A 15,208-nucleotide genomic window follows, 5' to 3' on the forward strand; every position below is an offset into this window, starting at 1 on the left:
TACCGCGCCCGACCGCCTTCGACGCGTCACGTATCGAGGTCTCCCCTTCGCGCCCGGATCAGCGCGGCAGTGTTGTCGTCGTACTCCTTCCTCATCTGCAGCAGCAGGATGGACACGATCACCAGGACACCTCCCGCGATCTGCAGCGGCTGCAACCGCTCGTCCAGGAAAAAGAAGGAGACGAAGCCGGCGGCAATGGGCTCCAGGGTCGCCGTGACGCTGGCCCGGGTGGCCCGTATCAGGCTGATTCCCTTGGAATAGAGGCCGAAGGGAATCGCCGTCCCGAAGACCCCGATATAGAGAATCCATGCCCACTCGACGGAGGAGTACGTGTACCGGAACGCGCTCAATGGCGGCAACACGATGTTCCAGCACACGCCGGCAAACAGCAGGGCGTAGAACAGCACGGTCCAGGGATCGTAGCGCCTCATGCCGTGTTCCCCGTGCACCGCGTACCAGGCGTAAGAGATCGCCGAGATGATCCCGACCACGATCCCTTTCCAGTTCATGGCCAGGAGGTCGAAATTGTAGGCGCCCACCGCCAGGTAACAGCCGGCCAGCGACCCTCCCAACGCGGCCAGGGTCGGCCGCGTCAGCCGTTCCCCGGCAAACACCACCGAATAGATGGCGATGAAGGCCGGCGCGAGATATTCCAGCAGAATGGCCACGGCCACGTTGATCTTGCTGATGGCATAGAAATAGGTGAACTGCAGGGTGGCCATGCCGACGGCGCCCAGAATGAAAAAGTAGAGGATGTCCCGGCGGGCGATCCGCAGCCGTTCCCTGTGCGAAAGAAGGAACCAGGCGAAAAGGAGGCCCGACGCCAGGGTGACGCGCAGCTGCACGAGCTCCATGGGGGTAACCCCCCTCTGAAACAGGAACTTGCCCGAAACACCGGAAACCGCCCAAAGCAGGGCGGCTGCGATGACGTAGAGGTACCCCCTCCTGGGTATGACGGCTGCTCCCTGGTCCATGATCCCGCTCTTCCGTTGCCTCGTTGCATCCCTTACACGGGCAAAACAATCCCCCTCACGAGACGATCATCCGACCCGCCCTCCTCCACCGCCCAGCAAACGCCTCACATTGCCGCCGACGAGCGCCTCCTTTTCAGCGTCCGCCAACCGCAGTCTCATGATTTTCCCGAGCTCATGGCGAGGATCGCCGAACGGGAAATCCGAGCCGAACATGATACGTTCCGAACCGTACCGATCCACATAGTCGGTGATCACTTCACCCGGCACGAGGGACGTGTCCGTGTAGATGTCCGGGTGTCCCCATATGTCCTGCCGCCTGAATCTCTCGTATCCGCCGTTCAGCAGTCCGCAGTGGGGAATGACGACCCTGATGCCGGATGCGAGCGTGTCGATGAACATCGTCGTCTTGTGCCACTCTTCCTCGAGGACGACCGGCATGTTGCGCCGTCTTATCTCCGAGAGCACCGCCAGGCACCGCGGATCGTCGTAATGGTATTCCGGCTCATCCGAGTGACGATGCCATTTGATCCCTCTGTGCAAGGGGGTGATGTTGTCCACGGCGAAATCATTCCAGACGAAATAGAACGGAATGACCTCGAAAGGCGTCTCCAGCTCGATCAGGTAGCGATTCGCCGCATCCCGCCTGCGGCGCCAGTGGTCATTGTCCTCGAACGAATAATCATAGCGGTCGTAGATCTCGTAAACCGGGGGAAACATGACCGCTCCGACTATGCCGCTGCCCCGGCTGTGTTCCAGGTAATCCTCCAACGCCTGGGGAGGGCTTCTGTCCTGTCGCCCGCAATGGGCGTGCGCGTCGATGATGTCTGAGGGCTGCATCTCCGGGCTCCGTATTACGCGGTTCATTGGCGCAGAAAAGATCACTGCGGTACGTGTCCGCACCATGACATCTTATCGAAGGTCGCCGCCGTCCACAAGCGCGCTCGTCCGCGGGTGCGAAGATAATGGGGCATCCGCCGGGATGGATTGTGGACCCGACCCCGTCCGGCCCCCCCGGGGGGAGATAAGGGTCAAGGTTGCATATCGCATCGAATCCGTATAGAGTGGCGGACCGAGGGTGAGCAGTGGCTTACCGGCTCATCTCGAGGCATTGTTTCAGGCATGTGATATGAAGGAGGGAAAACTCGAATGAAGCTGACCGGAATCGTGCTCGTTTTTGTGTTGGCGGCCTTCCTTACGGGTTGTGCTGGGATGACCGCCACGCAGCAGAGGATGCTGAGCGGCGGGGCCATCGGCACGGCGGCCGGCCTCGGCACGGCCGCGATCGTGGGAGCGCCGCTCGCGGTTGGAGCGGCAGCGGGCGCCGCGGCCGGAGTCGTCGGCGGCTACGTTGTGGACGAAATCGAACGATAGGTGAATACGCTCCGTCCGGCTCGCCGTCTTCCCATCGCGACGCCGGACGGAGTCGATCCGCCCCGCTGCACATCCTCCTGGAACGAACCCGCCGCGCGGCCGCACGTGCATTTCACGGCCGGCCCGGGGGCAGGTGAGTTCCCGTCGGTCCGCGCCGGGGAATATCCGACAGGAAATCATTTCAAGCATTTCTCCATCCAGAGGACGTCGAACTCCACCCCGAATTTCGAACCGACCCTATAGAATCTTCCCCACTCCTGAAAACCATTCTTCAGGTGGAAGCTGATGCTCGCATCGTTCAATGAGGATATGTTGGCCATCAGGGACCGTATCCCCCTATGCAGAGCCTGATCGCAGAACAGGCGCAGCATGCCGGTGCCAAGTCCCTTTCCCGTATGGGAAGGCAATATGAAATAGGTCACCTCGGCGGTATGCTTGAAGGATTCGTCCGAATCATACGGCCGCATGAAGCCGAAGCCGACGATCCCGGCCGTTTCGCTGGTGACAGCGACCGCGGGGTAATCCCGGGGTTCCACGTAGAGGTAATCGAAGAAGTCGTACTCGACGGGTCTTTCGGGATAGGCGGCGTAGCTGTTCACGACGAAGTGGTTGAAGATGTCGATGACCGCCTCGCGGTGTTTCCGTGTAATGGGTTCGAAAGCGTATTCCATGAGAGGCCTCCCCCCTTCACAAGGGTCGGGAAGGGAAAGGACTTCCGTGTCGTTGCCCCGGCACACGGATGCAAGACTAGCAGATTCGCCTCGAGGTTCCTAATAAAATCAAACGGATGGTTCATCGGTTCGCCGTGCCGCCCCGAACCGACCCTGCGGCACCGGAGTGACCCGCCGCATCTTCACCGGGAACTGCAGGCGCGCAATCCCGGAAGGATTGCGCGCCTGCAGGCACGCGACGACGGCCCGGTCGAGGTTCAGCCCTTCAGCACGACGTACCTCGTCCCCCGACTGCTCTGCACGAGGAGAACCAGGGCACCCCGCTCGCCCGCCCCGGCAATCCTTTCTTTGAGCTCGCTCGCCGATGTTACGGGCTGACGATTGACCTCCAGGATGACATCCCCCTGCCGCAGGGCGGCCCGATCCGCCGGGCTTCCCGGGAGAACGCCGGCCACGAGTGCCCCGCGCTCCGACTCGAGGCCGAGCTCTTCCGCAACCCGGGGAGGCACATCCCGGAGCTGGAGGCCCCATTTGCCGTGAGCCTGTTTCGAAAATTCCTCCTTCGCCCCTTCCTCGGATTCCTGTTTTCCGATCTTGACGTCCAGCCGCCGCTCGACGCCCTCCCGCATGATCGTCACCGCGGATTCCCTGCCCACCGGGGCCGCGGCGACCATGAACGAGAGATCGTGACTGTCTTTGACGTCCTTGCCTCCAAAGGCGAGGATCACGTCCCCGCGCCGGATCCCGGCCCTGTCGGCGGGACCGCCTTCAACGACGTCCGCCACCAGCGCTCCCTTCCCGTCACCCAGCCCCATTGCCGAGGCAAGATCGGGCGTGATCGACTGGATGCTGACTCCCAGGTACCCCCGAGTCACTTCGCCTTTGGTTTCCAGCTGAGGAATCAGCGGCTTGGCCGTGTTGACGGGAATGGCGAATCCGATTCCCTGGGCGTTCGGGATGATGGCGGTGTTGATCCCCACGACTTCGCCCTTCATATTGAAAAGCGGTCCTCCCGAATTGCCCGGGTTGATCGAGGCATCGGTCTGGATGAAGTCGTCATAGGGGCCCGCCCCAATGACGCGGCCTTTGGCGCTGACGATCCCGGAAGTGACCGTTTCACTGAGACCGAACGGGTTGCCGATGGCCATCACCCAATCCCCGACCTTGAGTTGGTCGGAATCGCCCAGGCTGGCGGCAGGCAGGCTTTTGCCCGCTTCAATTTTGAGAAGCGCGAGGTCGGTCTTGGCATCCCGCCCGACGATTCGCGCTTTGTGTTCCTGCTTGTCGGAAAGCGTCACGGTCACTTCCCTGGCGCCTTCAACCACGTGATTGTTGGTCAGGACATACCCGTCGCCGCGGATGATCACTCCCGAACCTGCGCCCTGCGCCGGGACATTCGGAAATCCCCGCCGGTCGCCGAAAAAATGCCTGAAAAAGTCTCCGAACGGCTGCTCCGGTCCTTCAAAATCGGGGAACTCCGCCCGTTCGATTTTGGTCACCCTGACGTTGACCACCACGGGCGTGAGTTTTGCCGCCAGCGTGGCGAACGGGCTGGTTGGGGTTACTCCTGGCTGATCCCCTTCAGCGGGCGCTGCCTGGGCCGCATCCGGCACCGCGAGAAGTCTACCGGGATTCAATCCCGATGAAGCCGCCAAACCGCCCACAAAGAAGGCCGCGACCACCATCGTCGTCACCTTCGCTTTCAAATGCCGGCCCTGGAGAAAGGGCCTCAATTCGTTCGACATCGCCTGTTCCTCCTTTCCCGAGAATGGAAACCCTTGTGAATCGCGCGCACGGAGATGCCTCACCGTACCGGTTTTCGAACCGGTCTCGACCGGCTTGCGAATCACACGCCCCGGGAAGCCTCCCTCCATGCTCTCGAGAAGGAACATAAGCGGGCGGAATTAAGAAAAGATTAGACGTGGATTAGAAGTCTCTAATGTCGACAGGAAATCGCTCGGCGAGAAAGCCGCGCTCAGGAGGGCGCTTCGGGACTCATGGGAATGTACACGCTGAAGGTGCTTCCCTTCCCGGGAAAGCTTCGAACCTGGATCCGCCCTCCGTGCGCCGTCGCGATGGAGCGGGCAATGCTCAGCCCGAGCCCCGCTCCGCGCTCCGTGCCGGGAGCGGTCATGGGAACCCGTTGAAACGGCAGGAAGATCTTCTCCAAATCCTCGGCGGCAATGCCCGGACCGGAATCGGAAACGTCCACGACGGCGGTTCCATCGGCGGATCGAACGGAAAGCCGCACGACGCCTCCCGGCCGGGTGTACTTGATGGCGTTGTCGACGAGATTGAACAGCAGCCGCCTCAGCCTTTCACGGTCTCCAGGGACCACGACCGGTTCGGCAAGCTCGCTGTCGAATCGGATGGATCGTGAGTCCGCCAATACCTTGAGCCGCCAGTAGACTTCTTCGGCAAGCTGCTCCAGGTCCACCGGCCGGCGGTCCATGCGCAGGACGCCGGCTTCGGCCCTGGCAAGCAGCAAAAGTCCTTCCACCAGGTGGGCGATCCGGTCGATCTCCTCGAGCGCACTCTTCAGAACGGCCTGGTATTCTTCCGGGGTTCTGGGCGAGCGAAGCGCGACTTCCAGTTCCCCCTTGAGTATGGTGAGGGGCGTCTGCAGCTCGTGAGACGCGTCCGCGCTGAAACGCCTGACCTGTGTGAACGCCGTATCCAGGCGCCCCAGCATTTCGTTCAGAGTCGACGCCAGCCGGTCCAGTTCATCGCCGGCGCCGGTTCCGCCGATGCGTTCGGCAAGATGTTCGGCACTGATACGCCGGGCAGCCTCCGCCATCCGGTCCACGGGCCGCAACGCCCGTCGCGCCAGCAGCAGCCCGCCCGTCGCGGCAAGCACCAGGCCGACGGGGAAAAGCACGGCCATGATGAGCAGAAACCGCGTGCGCGTCTCGAGGACACTCTTGAGAGACATCCCCACCTGGACCAGGTTGACCATCCGCCCTCCCTCCATGACCGGCATGGTGAGGACGCGCACCGGGTGTTCCTCGGAACCCGGCACCGTTTCGTAGGTGGAGATTCCATTGGCGGCGTTGTTCAGGGCCTCGCCGCTGAGCGGCAGCCTTCCCGAATGCGGCGCGGGCTGGCGCGGGTCTCGGTGTCCCAGGGGATCGAAGAGCTGGAAGTACCGGTTCCACGGTGAAAACCCGAAAAAGCGGCGAAAGGCCTCGTCCACTTCGGCGGGAACAAAGGCGGACGGACCGTGCGCGCGTTCGGTCAGAGACCGTGCAACGCCGTTGAGCGCCGCATCCACTTCGTGGGACAGGCTGTAGGAAAGGAGAGCGTATGCGGTCCCCCCGAGCAGGACGAGGGTCACGGTCAGGAGGCTCGTGTACCAAAGGGTGAGGCGCGCCCGGATGGATTTCATGTCTGCGGATTCACTCCGTCTTCAGCATGTAGCCGACCCCGCGAACGGTATGGATGAGCTTCGGTTCGCGGTCGGAATCGATCTTGCGGCGAAGATAATTCACGTAAACGTCGATGACATTCGTCATCGAGTCGAAATCATAATCCCAGACGTGTTCGGCAATCATGGTCCTGGTCAGGACCCGGTCCGGATTGCGCATGAAATAGTCGAGAAGCGCGAACTCCTTGGCCGTGAGCTCGATCTTTTCCGAACCTCTCGACACTGTGTGCCTGACCGGATCGAGCGTCAGGTCGGCTACCCGGAGCTCGGTCTGACTGCTTTCCGCCCGGCGCCTCAACAGGGCGCGCACCCGCGCGACCAGTTCGCGGAAAGAGAAGGGCTTGGTCAGGTAGTCGTCGGCGCCAGCATCCAGACCGAGGACCTTGTCTTCGATGGTCGCCCTCACGGTGAGCAGCAGGACAGGCGTCGAAATCCGTTTTGCGCGCAGCGACCGGAGCAGTTCCATTCCGCTCAGGCGCGGAAGCTGGATGTCCAGGATGATCAGATCGTGCACCCGGTCCATGGCCATCTGGAGGCCAACCTCGCCGTCCAGGGCCACGTCCACCGCATAACCCTCTTCTTCCAGCCCTTTACGGATAAAGCTCGCGACTTTCTTCTCGTCTTCCACCACCAGGAGCCGCATTCGTCACTCCGTGCCCACGAAAAGCAGTCCACCGGTCAATCCGCTAATTTTTTTATTTTACCCTGTCCGGCGGCAACATGCAAAAGCCGCCTCACCGAAACGGCACAACCGCCGCACACCCGAGCTTCACGTCCAGGGAAAGCCTCGCATCGCCGACGCTCGGCCGGCAGGCTCCTTCGAACGGAACGCCGGCACCGGTTGATTCGAAGGCGGTTGTTCCCGATGGAGATGACGACGCACGGCGTTGAATCCGTCCGTGTCCGTCAGAGCCGGATATGCCCGGGATGCAAACCCCCGTCATCGTCATCATTGCATCGGCGGACGGGATGGAATAATAAAATGAAGCGGACCGTGCCGCCCGCCGATACAGGAGAAGAGCCGTCGACACCCCGGGAACGAGCGGTCTCGGGAACGTATTATCCCAGGACATGGAGGAGGTTTGGCGGCGGCTGGTGTTCGCGCCCCTTCGACGCCGCATTTTCAAGGGATTGGGAGAAGCGGGTTCTCATGCCGATTCGCTTTGGAAATCGCGGAAAGAGGGATCCGCGATGGGCAAGGGGCAGGGCAACCCCAACCCTTATGCTCGACTCAAGAGTTGACCAGGAACACAGTTGCTACCGCACGATCCGCGCAATTGCAGGGCAGGGCATTGTGCCCCCCGTTCGATGTTGCCGTCTTGAACGCAAGCCGGTAGCAGACGCAAAGTGACCTTCCATGACAACGTATCGACCAGGGACACAGGGGAGATTCCCCAAAAGGAGGGATGGTGTATGAAAGCGCTTCGATCCAGGAACAGCTTGTGGTCGCTCATGGTTCTTCTTCTTGCGATGGCTTTTCTTGCGGGCATTCGGGGAACGACAGCCGCGGCTCAGGCGAAGCGGCTGGACAGCAAGGCTGTCAACCCGGTCACGATCGGCAGGGACGGGCCGCAGAGCGGTCGGTTCACGGCCAATGAATTGAACGTCGAATACAAGTATGTGTTCTCGGGGAGCAACATGCAGCTGTCGGGGAGCGTCCGGTTCGCCAGTCCCATCGCGGCCAACTATTCGGTCGTGAGGACATTCGAGCTCGGCCTCATCCTTGCCGACGCTCAGGGCAACGTGCTGCACCGGCAGATGCTCACAACCTCCTATGACAACAACGTCAATGACGCGATCCCGTTCACGCACACCGTCCTGGTGCCGCCGCAGGCGACGGTGATGGTGTTCTCGTACAGCGGTCAGGCCTACGGCCCGGGATCTTCGCCCACCAATTTCTGGCTCGATCCCGTCACAAAATAGCCACCGACCCGAACGATTCGCTTCACAAGCCTTTTTGCCGTCGGGCACGGCCCCCCGTGCCGGGCGGCAGGCTGAGACCGCACAAATTCAGGAAGGGCGGGCGCGAGTTCAGGCCTCCCCCTGGTAACGAGGTGCGTTCAAGATGACACAACACCTGCCCGTCGGGAGGTGTGACGCGGGCGTGTCCCCGCCCCTTGTACGGACCGATGTGCCCGTCAGACGCGGCCGGTGGTGACGCAGGCGGGGATAAACCCCGGGGACCGTGCGGATCCGTAGGGTGGGCACGGTTCCTCCGTGCCCACGATCAGGCCGGGCCTCGTGCATCCGCACTCCTCATCAACGCTGCGAAAGCGTACGGCCACCAGCCTCTTCAATGGGGGCGTTCCACACGTCGGCTCCTGATCGTTGACGGCACCGAGCGCTGGGGCAAGGATATCGGAACCGTGGGCTGCGCTATCGCGCATCCCACCCTACTGAACAACACAGTTGCTACGGACCGATATGCCCGTCAAACGTAGCAAGGGGCGGGCTTTATGCCCGCCCGCCCAATGCACCCATCTTGAACGCAATTATCCATGCCCCCTGCGACACCCGCGAAGCATGAAAACAGGCTCCCGAGGGAGTCTATTTTCTAGGTAATTCCCCATGGCGCCCGCGACACCCGCGAAGCATGAAAACAGGCTCACCCCGGGAATCTACTTTCTGGGTAAAACTGTATGAGAATGCTTCCGGGCGTCAAGGGGAAGACCCGTCCCGAGCCGCCAGCCGCAGCAGCAGGTTTCCGGCAACGGCACGGCGGTATGCGGCATCGGCGCGCACGTCACTTATGGGGGAAACGATTTTCCCGACTTCCGCTGCAGCCTCCCTCATCCGCTCCGCGGTGAGCTCTTTGCCAATCAGCATTCGTTCGATCTCCCGGGACCTCACGACCGTCGGGCCGACGCTTCCCCACGCCAGGGCGGCGTCCTCGACCACGCCCCCCGAGGAGACGCGCAGCATTGCGGCGAGGCTCACGGCCGAGCAGCAAAGCCCCTTGCGCTGCCCGACCTTTTCATAATGGAACAAGTTGAACATCCGAGGCTTTCTGATGCGAACGGCGGCCAGGATTTCGTTCTCGCCGAGGACCGTCTGCCCGGGCCCTTTGATGAAGTCCTTCAGGGCCACGATTCGACTTCCGGTCCCGCCGCGCAGCTCCAGTTCCGCATCGAGCACATAGAGCGGCGGGAGGGTGTCGCCCGCGGGGGAGGCCGTGCACACATTTCCGCCGATGGTCCCCATGTTCCGGATGAGCCGCGACCCCAGCACTTCAACCGCCCGGACCAGGACCGGCAGGTGTTCGGTCGCCACGGGATCGGCCAGGAGCCGGGTGTGCGTGACGCAGGCGCCGATACGCACCACCTCCCCGTGTTCGCTCACCGCGTCAAGCTCCGCTATTCTTTCGAGACAGACCAGGCAGGGCGGCACGGCTTCGAGGCCGCTTCGCATTTTCACCAGAAGGTCCGTGCCCCCGGCATAGACCCGCGCCCCGGGGTGCGTTTCCAGGATCCGCCGGAGCTCCTCCATCGATTCGGGTATCAGGACGTTCGTCATCGCCGGTCCCCATTCGCGAGTTTCAGGGCGGCCGCTTCCACCGCATCCACGATCTTGACGTAACCGGTGCACCGACAGATGTTACCGCTCAACCCTTCCCGGATTTGCTCCCGGCTGGGACGCGGCTGCCGGGCAAGCAGGCTGACGGCCGCGAGCACCATTCCCGGCGTGCAGAATCCGCACTGTACGGCTCCGTGTTCCATGAAGGCCTCCTGCACGGCATGAAGCCGATCATTGCGGGACAGGCCCTCGATGGTGACGACCTCCCTGCCGTGCAGCTGAGCCGCCAGCATCAGGCACGACAACCGGCAATCACCGTCGACCAGGATGGTACACCCACCGCACTCTCCCGATCCGCAGCATTCCTTGGTTCCCGTCAGCCCGAAATCCTCCCGCAGCAGGTCGACCACTCTGCGGTCCGGACGGACCTCGATTTCAACGCTCTCACCGTTGAGGACAAACCTGAGCTTCAACTCGACCCCCCTCCCCGCATCGCACACCCGTGTCGCGTCACCGGAGCTTTCACGTCACCGGCTGTGCCGGTCCCTCTTCCATGGCGCGCAAAATGCGTGACGCCGTCAGGGGCGAGCGCGTCAGGCGTCGCCCCAGGGCGTCGTTCACGGCATTTGCCACGGCCGGCAGCGGCCCGTTCGTTCCCACTTCACCGATCCCTTTCATGCCGAACGGTCCCGTGTGTTCAAACGTCTCGGCCGCCACGGAAATGATTTCCGGAACATCCAGGGCGGTCGGCAGGATGTAATCGGCGAAACCGGCATTCAGAATCGCGCCCCGGTCCAAAAGAAGCTGTTCGGTGAGGGCATAGCCGAGCCCCTGGGCGACGCTCCCGTGAACCTGCTGTTCGAAGCCCTGCGGATTGATCACTTTTCCCCCGTCCGTTACGGCCAGGTATTCGGTGACTTCGATCCGGCCGGTCAACTCGTCCACTTCCACGCGGGCGAGGTGAGCGGCATAGGCGAAGAACACGTGCGGGAAGCCGATGGCAAACTCCTTCCCGGTATCCGGCACATCGTGCGCCACGGGCATGATGAACTGCCCGACACTCGCCCGGTCCGCCTCGGGCAGCATCCGGGCCAGCAACTCGAACGAGGCCTCCCGCCCCGACGGAAGATGCCGCACTCTTCCCGGCAGCAGGGCCAGTCCTTTCTCTTCGTCCAGCATGAGCACCAGCGCCGCCCGGTGAAACAGCTTCTCCTTCAAGGCGTTACAGGCTTGGACGAGGGCATTGCCGAAGGTGTAGGTGGTTCGGCCTGCCGACGAGGAGCCCGAAGGATGCGTCCGGTCGGTGTCCGGCAGTATCAGTTCCAGGCGGGAAGCGTCCTGGCAGAGGATTTCCCCGGCAATCTGAACGAACGCCGCGGAGTTCCCCTGTCCCATGTCCGAAACGCCGCAGTAGATCCGGATTCTGCCGTCGAGAGTCAGTTCCAGCCTGGCGATGGCGGAATCGGGGAGCCCGCGCCCGTAGCCCATGGCATTGAAAACCGCTGCAAGACCTACGCCCCGGCGCTTGAAGGGCGGAGCCGCCCGCTTCCAATCCCGCCGTTCCAGCCAGAACGGGTGGCGGCTCAACGTCTCGAGGCACGCACCAATCCCCGTGGAATGGACCATCGTCACCCCCGCGCAGTTCTCGTCCCCGCGTCGAAGGGCATTTTTCCTCCGAAATTCCAGGGGATCCAGGTTCAGCTTTGCGGCGAGCATGTCCATCACGCTCTCTACGGCGAAGGCCGTCTGGCATACCCCGAATCCGCGCATGGCGCCTGCGATGGGATTGTTCGTGTACACGCACCACCCTTTCACCCGGACGTTGGGAATGCGATAGGGCCCCCCGGCATGCTCCATCCCGAGTTCCATGACCTCTGCGCCGAGATGCGCGTAGGCCCCGGTGTCGTAGTAGAGGTCGCATTCGAGCGCGTGCAGGGTTCCGTCCCGTTTCGCCCCGACGCGGTAATGCATTTTCACGGCGTGGCGCTTGTACCCGGCGATGAAGCTTTCCTCCCTCTCCCACGTCATCCTGACCGGACGCCCCCCCGCGTGCATGGCCGCCAGGGCGAGCAGGCACTGCACGGTGGCGCCGTCCTTTCCGCCAAATCCCCCGCCGAGGTAGGGACTGATAATCCGGATCGAGAACGGATCGAGCCCCAGGGCGTGAGCGATCTCGAAACGGTCTCTGAACGGCGCCTGGGTCGAGACGGTCATGACGAGCTTTCCGTCGGCTTCCCGGTGCGCGATCCCGTTCTGGGTTTCCAGGAAAGCGTGTTCCTGGAAGGGGACTTCGAACGTTTCCTCCACGACCGCGTCGCACTCCCCGAAGGCACCGCCCGCATCGCCTTTTTCTATGACGGCCCGCAGCAGAACGTTCCCACTGTCGTGGATCGCGGGCGCATCGGGTCTCAACGCTTCCTCGGGGCTGTGCACGGAAGGGAGCGGCTCGATGTCCGGCACGACCAGGGCGAGAGCCTTCGCCAGCGTTTCCCGGTCCTCGGCCAGAACCAGCGCCACCGGATCGCCGCAGTGCCTGACGCGGTCCACGGCCAGAACGGGCTGGTCCTTGTGGACGATCCCCTGGCGGTTGGTCCCCGGAACGTCGGAGGCCGTAAGGACGCACAGGACCCCCGGAAGCGCTCTCGCCTCCTCCACATGGACGGTCCTCAGCCTTCCGTGAGGTACTCCGGCCCGCCTCACCCCGGCCCAGAGCATGTTTTCCGGGGTGTGGTCGATCGCATACTTCTCTTCGCCGGTGACTTTCGCGGCGGCGTCAACCCGTGGAACCGGGCATCCGATCTCCAGCGTCCCGTGGCGCAACGTCATTCCTCCCCGGGGACGCCGCGCGCGACCGCATCGGCGCACCCCGTATCTCTCGATTCGCGTCTTGATATCCGTTCCAGCACGACGACAAGGACCAGGGCCAGGCACACGAACCCGGCGCAAACGTCGAGCAGCCGGGTCGGAGGGCAGCCCCCGGCCAGGAGCGCCCCCCCGGCGAACGGACCGAGGAAAAAACCGGCGTCCATGGAAAAGAGCGCCAGGTTGGTGTTGACTCCCCGGAACCGCGGCGGGGATATCCTGAACATCGTCGAGTTCAGCAGGGGCAGAACAACGCCCAGGCAGAGCCCGTAGGAACCCGCAAGCACGTAGAAAGCTTCGGCGGAGGCCGCATGAGCGAAGACAAGGAAAAAACCGGCCAGCAGGGCCATGAAAACTTCGATCGCTCTGAGCTGGTTCACCCTGTCGAAATACGCCCCGCCGCAAATGCGGACAACGATCATGGCCAAAGTGTAGATCGGGAAGAAAACACCGATGTTGCCTGCATCCATTTGCAGGGCCAGGCTTTTCATGAAGAAAAAGACGGTCGAGTGGCAAAAGTAGATGAGCAGGTTGACGGCGATGAGCAGGAGCACATCGGCTCGACGAACATTGAGCAGAAATTCGTATGCGGCGGGCCTCCCCATGACGGCGGAATCCACGCCTTCGAGCGCGGCCCGTATTCTTTTCCCGCAGCACAGCGTCAGGATCAGCGCGGGCAGGGCAAAAAGGGAAATCCAGGCGTAGATGATCGCCTCATCGCCTGTCCGCGGCAAGAGAGCTTCGGTCACGAAAGGCATGACCGCATAGGGAAGGAGTGTCGCGACACTGAGGATGCCGAATCCCTGGCCGCTTCTTTCCTTTGGGATGAAATGCACGATGAGGGTCAAGATGGACGACACCAGGAAGACGAAGGCGGCGCCGTGAAAGATGCGCAGTACCGCCAGGCCCGCGAGGCTTGTCGTGAAAGCGTACGCGCACAGGGCGACCGCAATCATGACCAGGGAGAATACCAATGCGCGCAGGGCGTTTCCGGCGTGCAGAAAGGCGATGGCAACAGGGCGCAGGGCAAAAGCGGCCATGGGTTCGAGCCCCAGCAGGAATCCCCTCCACTCGGCGGGGACGCCGATTCTCTCCAGGTAGCTGAAAAAACTGTAGAAGACCGCTATGTTGCAGAAGCCGAAGAAAGAAACCGCGCTCAACAGGACAAACTCAAAGGATAGAAGCCGCTTCGGCTCCGACGTGGACCCATCCCGTTCGAGCACAGGAACGCCGGCGGCCGGGGACGTCATTGTGTTCTTCTCCAGTCTTCGCGGACAAGCTCGAGGATCTTCGCGGCCCTCTCCGAAAACAGCCGGATGCCTTCCCAGCAGGGGTCTCCGATGATTTTCTGCATAAGCAGCGCGTCCTCATCGAACCAGCGCGGCAGGACACCCCCGAGGAAGTAGCCCCGGCCGCGCAGAGCGCTCACCGCCCGATCGATCCACGGCCGGCCGAGGCCGAGCGAAACCTGGATCACTTTGAAGCCTTGCGGGAGCACATCTTTTTCGAGCGCGTCCAGGCGGGATTCAAAGTCGCCTCCCACCCGCGCCACGGCCATCCTGGCCACCCCCGCAAACGGAAGCATCCCGACTTCGGCCCGGCTCACCGAATCCGGCGGAATGTCCGCCTCGCCGGGGGAAAGTGTCCTCGCATCGTCGAGTCCGGCGTAGAGGAAGCGCAGCGCTTCGGCGTAGGCTTCAGGCACGCGGACCACGTGAGGCCGCGGCCTGTAGGCACGAAAGACAGCCACCGACGCCACCCTCCCGGCGGCACTCCGTTCCTTCTCATAGGCCTCGGCAGGCATGAGCGCCACTTCCAGGGCGGTTTCGACGTGGTTGAAGGTGGCGATTGTCCTTTGCATGTATATATGGTTGCAGACCGCTTCTCCCCAGGTTTCCTCCAGTTCCAACTCCGGGGCCAGGCGCTCGTATGCGAAAGCCAGCAGGAGCCGGTTGATTCCGGCGTTTCGATGTTCCGGCAGAACAGCCCCGGCGCCCGCCTCAAAGAGCTTCCCGTAAGGCGAGGAACGAAAGAGGGCCACATGGCCGATGATCTTGCCGACCGGTCCGCGCGCGACCACCGGGTAGTTGTCGCCCCGCTCGAGGGCCGCCGCAAGCTCGACCGGGTCGTACACGTGCCGCGCCGGGTACCCGTCGCCATAGATCGTTCTGAACAGTTCCCCGATACCGGCTCCGTCCTCCGGGCGGAAAAGGCCCACCTCCATCTTTTCGCCGGAAGGCAAAACGTGCTCCTCCGGTTCAATGCGTCGAACGCGTTCCGCGAGATTCATCAACGGTTCTTCTCCCGTCCCCGGAACAGGGAATCGCGAGGCGCTAAGGCATCCCTCGAACCTTCGCACGCGGCCTCCGCGAGCGGACGCCCCGTGCGCTGCG

At 62.7% G+C, this 15,208-nt stretch carries 13 protein-coding genes; 2 read left to right on the top strand and 11 right to left on the bottom strand.

From position 1 onward, the window contains the following. Positions 1-26 precede the first annotated feature (26 nt). Together SFUM_RS10360 and SFUM_RS10365 are read right to left on the bottom strand one after the other, a co-directional pair. Entirely contained in the window at positions 27-974 is a 948-nt protein-coding gene (locus tag SFUM_RS10360; RefSeq protein WP_011698854.1) for a DMT family transporter, read from the bottom strand. A 66-nt stretch (positions 975-1,040) separates the two neighbouring features. Continuing rightward, positions 1,041-1,811 (bottom strand): amidohydrolase family protein, encoded by a 771-nt coding sequence (locus SFUM_RS10365; protein ID WP_011698855.1) that lies wholly within the window; start codon positions 1,809-1,811, stop codon positions 1,041-1,043. Positions 1,812-2,120: 309 nt separating this feature from the next. Between SFUM_RS10365 and SFUM_RS10370 the strand changes: the two genes are divergently transcribed. Next, a complete protein-coding gene (locus tag SFUM_RS10370; RefSeq protein ID WP_011698856.1) occupies positions 2,121-2,345 on the top strand; it encodes a YMGG-like glycine zipper-containing protein in 225 nt (74 codons plus the stop codon). Between the two features lie 176 nt (positions 2,346-2,521). Here the strand turns inward: SFUM_RS10370 and SFUM_RS10375 are convergent, their stop codons facing one another. The 4 genes from SFUM_RS10375 to SFUM_RS10390 all read right to left on the bottom strand — a co-directional run bounded on the left by SFUM_RS10375 (position 2,522) and on the right by SFUM_RS10390 (position 7,083). Beyond that, a complete protein-coding gene (locus SFUM_RS10375) occupies positions 2,522-3,016 on the bottom strand; it encodes a GNAT family N-acetyltransferase (protein ID WP_011698857.1) in 495 nt (164 codons plus the stop codon). Between the two features lie 257 nt (positions 3,017-3,273). After that, positions 3,274-4,761, bottom strand: coding sequence for a DegQ family serine endoprotease (locus tag SFUM_RS10380; protein ID WP_167321336.1), 1,488 nt, complete (start codon positions 4,759-4,761; stop codon positions 3,274-3,276). 230 nt (positions 4,762-4,991) lie between these two features. After that, positions 4,992-6,401, bottom strand: coding sequence for a sensor histidine kinase (locus SFUM_RS10385; RefSeq protein WP_011698859.1), 1,410 nt, complete (start codon positions 6,399-6,401; stop codon positions 4,992-4,994). A gap of 10 nt (positions 6,402-6,411) precedes the next feature. Beyond that, positions 6,412-7,083 carry a winged helix-turn-helix domain-containing protein gene (locus SFUM_RS10390; RefSeq protein WP_011698860.1) on the bottom strand — a complete coding sequence of 224 codons (672 nt, stop codon included), beginning with the start codon at positions 7,081-7,083 and terminating at the stop codon, positions 6,412-6,414. Positions 7,084-7,853: 770 nt separating this feature from the next. Here SFUM_RS10390 and SFUM_RS10400 point away from each other — a divergent pair. After that, positions 7,854-8,363 (top strand): hypothetical protein, encoded by a 510-nt coding sequence (locus SFUM_RS10400; RefSeq protein WP_011698862.1) that lies wholly within the window; start codon positions 7,854-7,856, stop codon positions 8,361-8,363. 735 nt (positions 8,364-9,098) lie between these two features. Here the strand turns inward: SFUM_RS10400 and SFUM_RS10405 are convergent. The 5 genes from SFUM_RS10405 to SFUM_RS21730 are packed head-to-tail and all read right to left on the bottom strand — an operon-like array spanning position 9,099 to position 15,105. Next, the gene (locus tag SFUM_RS10405) at positions 9,099-9,953 is read right to left on the bottom strand and encodes an FAD binding domain-containing protein (RefSeq protein WP_011698863.1); all 855 of its coding nucleotides are present in this window, start codon (positions 9,951-9,953) and stop codon (positions 9,099-9,101) included. Further along, the gene (locus SFUM_RS10410) at positions 9,950-10,426 is read right to left on the bottom strand and encodes a (2Fe-2S)-binding protein (protein ID WP_041440293.1); all 477 of its coding nucleotides are present in this window, start codon (positions 10,424-10,426) and stop codon (positions 9,950-9,952) included. Before SFUM_RS10410 ends, SFUM_RS10405 begins: the two co-directional genes overlap by 4 nt. 49 nt (positions 10,427-10,475) lie before the next feature. Then, positions 10,476-12,779, bottom strand: a complete 2,304-nt coding sequence (locus SFUM_RS10415; protein WP_011698865.1) for a xanthine dehydrogenase family protein molybdopterin-binding subunit — start codon at positions 12,777-12,779, stop codon at positions 10,476-10,478. Next, positions 12,776-14,065, bottom strand: a complete 1,290-nt coding sequence (locus SFUM_RS10420) for an MFS transporter (RefSeq protein WP_011698866.1) — start codon at positions 14,063-14,065, stop codon at positions 12,776-12,778. Before SFUM_RS10420 ends, SFUM_RS10415 begins: the two co-directional genes overlap by 4 nt. Then, the gene (locus SFUM_RS21730) at positions 14,062-15,105 is read right to left on the bottom strand and encodes a GNAT family N-acetyltransferase (protein WP_011698867.1); all 1,044 of its coding nucleotides are present in this window, start codon (positions 15,103-15,105) and stop codon (positions 14,062-14,064) included. Before SFUM_RS21730 ends, SFUM_RS10420 begins: the two co-directional genes overlap by 4 nt. Positions 15,106-15,208 lie beyond the last annotated feature (103 nt).

Source organism: Syntrophobacter fumaroxidans MPOB, from assembly GCF_000014965.1.
In the GTDB taxonomy this organism is placed as follows: Bacteria; Desulfobacterota; Syntrophobacteria; order Syntrophobacterales; family Syntrophobacteraceae; genus Syntrophobacter; species Syntrophobacter fumaroxidans.

Excerpts from the sequence above, each read along its gene's own strand:
- SFUM_RS10385 (WP_011698859.1), bottom strand. The coding sequence starts at position 6,401 with ATGAAATCCATCCGGGCGCGCCTCACCCTTTGGTACACGAGCCTCCTG.
- SFUM_RS10415 (WP_011698865.1), bottom strand. The coding sequence starts at position 12,779 with ATGACGTTGCGCCACGGGACGCTGGAGATCGGATGCCCGGTTCCACGG.
- SFUM_RS21730 (WP_011698867.1), bottom strand. The coding sequence starts at position 15,105 with ATGAATCTCGCGGAACGCGTTCGACGCATTGAACCGGAGGAGCACGTT.
- SFUM_RS10375 (WP_011698857.1), bottom strand. The coding sequence starts at position 3,016 with ATGGAATACGCTTTCGAACCCATTACACGGAAACACCGCGAGGCGGTC.
- SFUM_RS10365 (WP_011698855.1), bottom strand. The coding sequence starts at position 1,811 with ATGCAGCCCTCAGACATCATCGACGCGCACGCCCATTGCGGGCGACAG.
- SFUM_RS10420 (WP_011698866.1), bottom strand. The coding sequence starts at position 14,065 with ATGACGTCCCCGGCCGCCGGCGTTCCTGTGCTCGAACGGGATGGGTCC.
- SFUM_RS10360 (WP_011698854.1), bottom strand. The coding sequence starts at position 974 with ATGGACCAGGGAGCAGCCGTCATACCCAGGAGGGGGTACCTCTACGTC.
- SFUM_RS10390 (WP_011698860.1), bottom strand. The coding sequence starts at position 7,083 with ATGCGGCTCCTGGTGGTGGAAGACGAGAAGAAAGTCGCGAGCTTTATC.
- SFUM_RS10370 (WP_011698856.1), top strand. The coding sequence starts at position 2,121 with ATGAAGCTGACCGGAATCGTGCTCGTTTTTGTGTTGGCGGCCTTCCTT.
- SFUM_RS10380 (WP_167321336.1), bottom strand. The coding sequence starts at position 4,761 with ATGTCGAACGAATTGAGGCCCTTTCTCCAGGGCCGGCATTTGAAAGCG.
- SFUM_RS10400 (WP_011698862.1), top strand. The coding sequence starts at position 7,854 with ATGAAAGCGCTTCGATCCAGGAACAGCTTGTGGTCGCTCATGGTTCTT.
- SFUM_RS10405 (WP_011698863.1), bottom strand. The coding sequence starts at position 9,953 with ATGACGAACGTCCTGATACCCGAATCGATGGAGGAGCTCCGGCGGATC.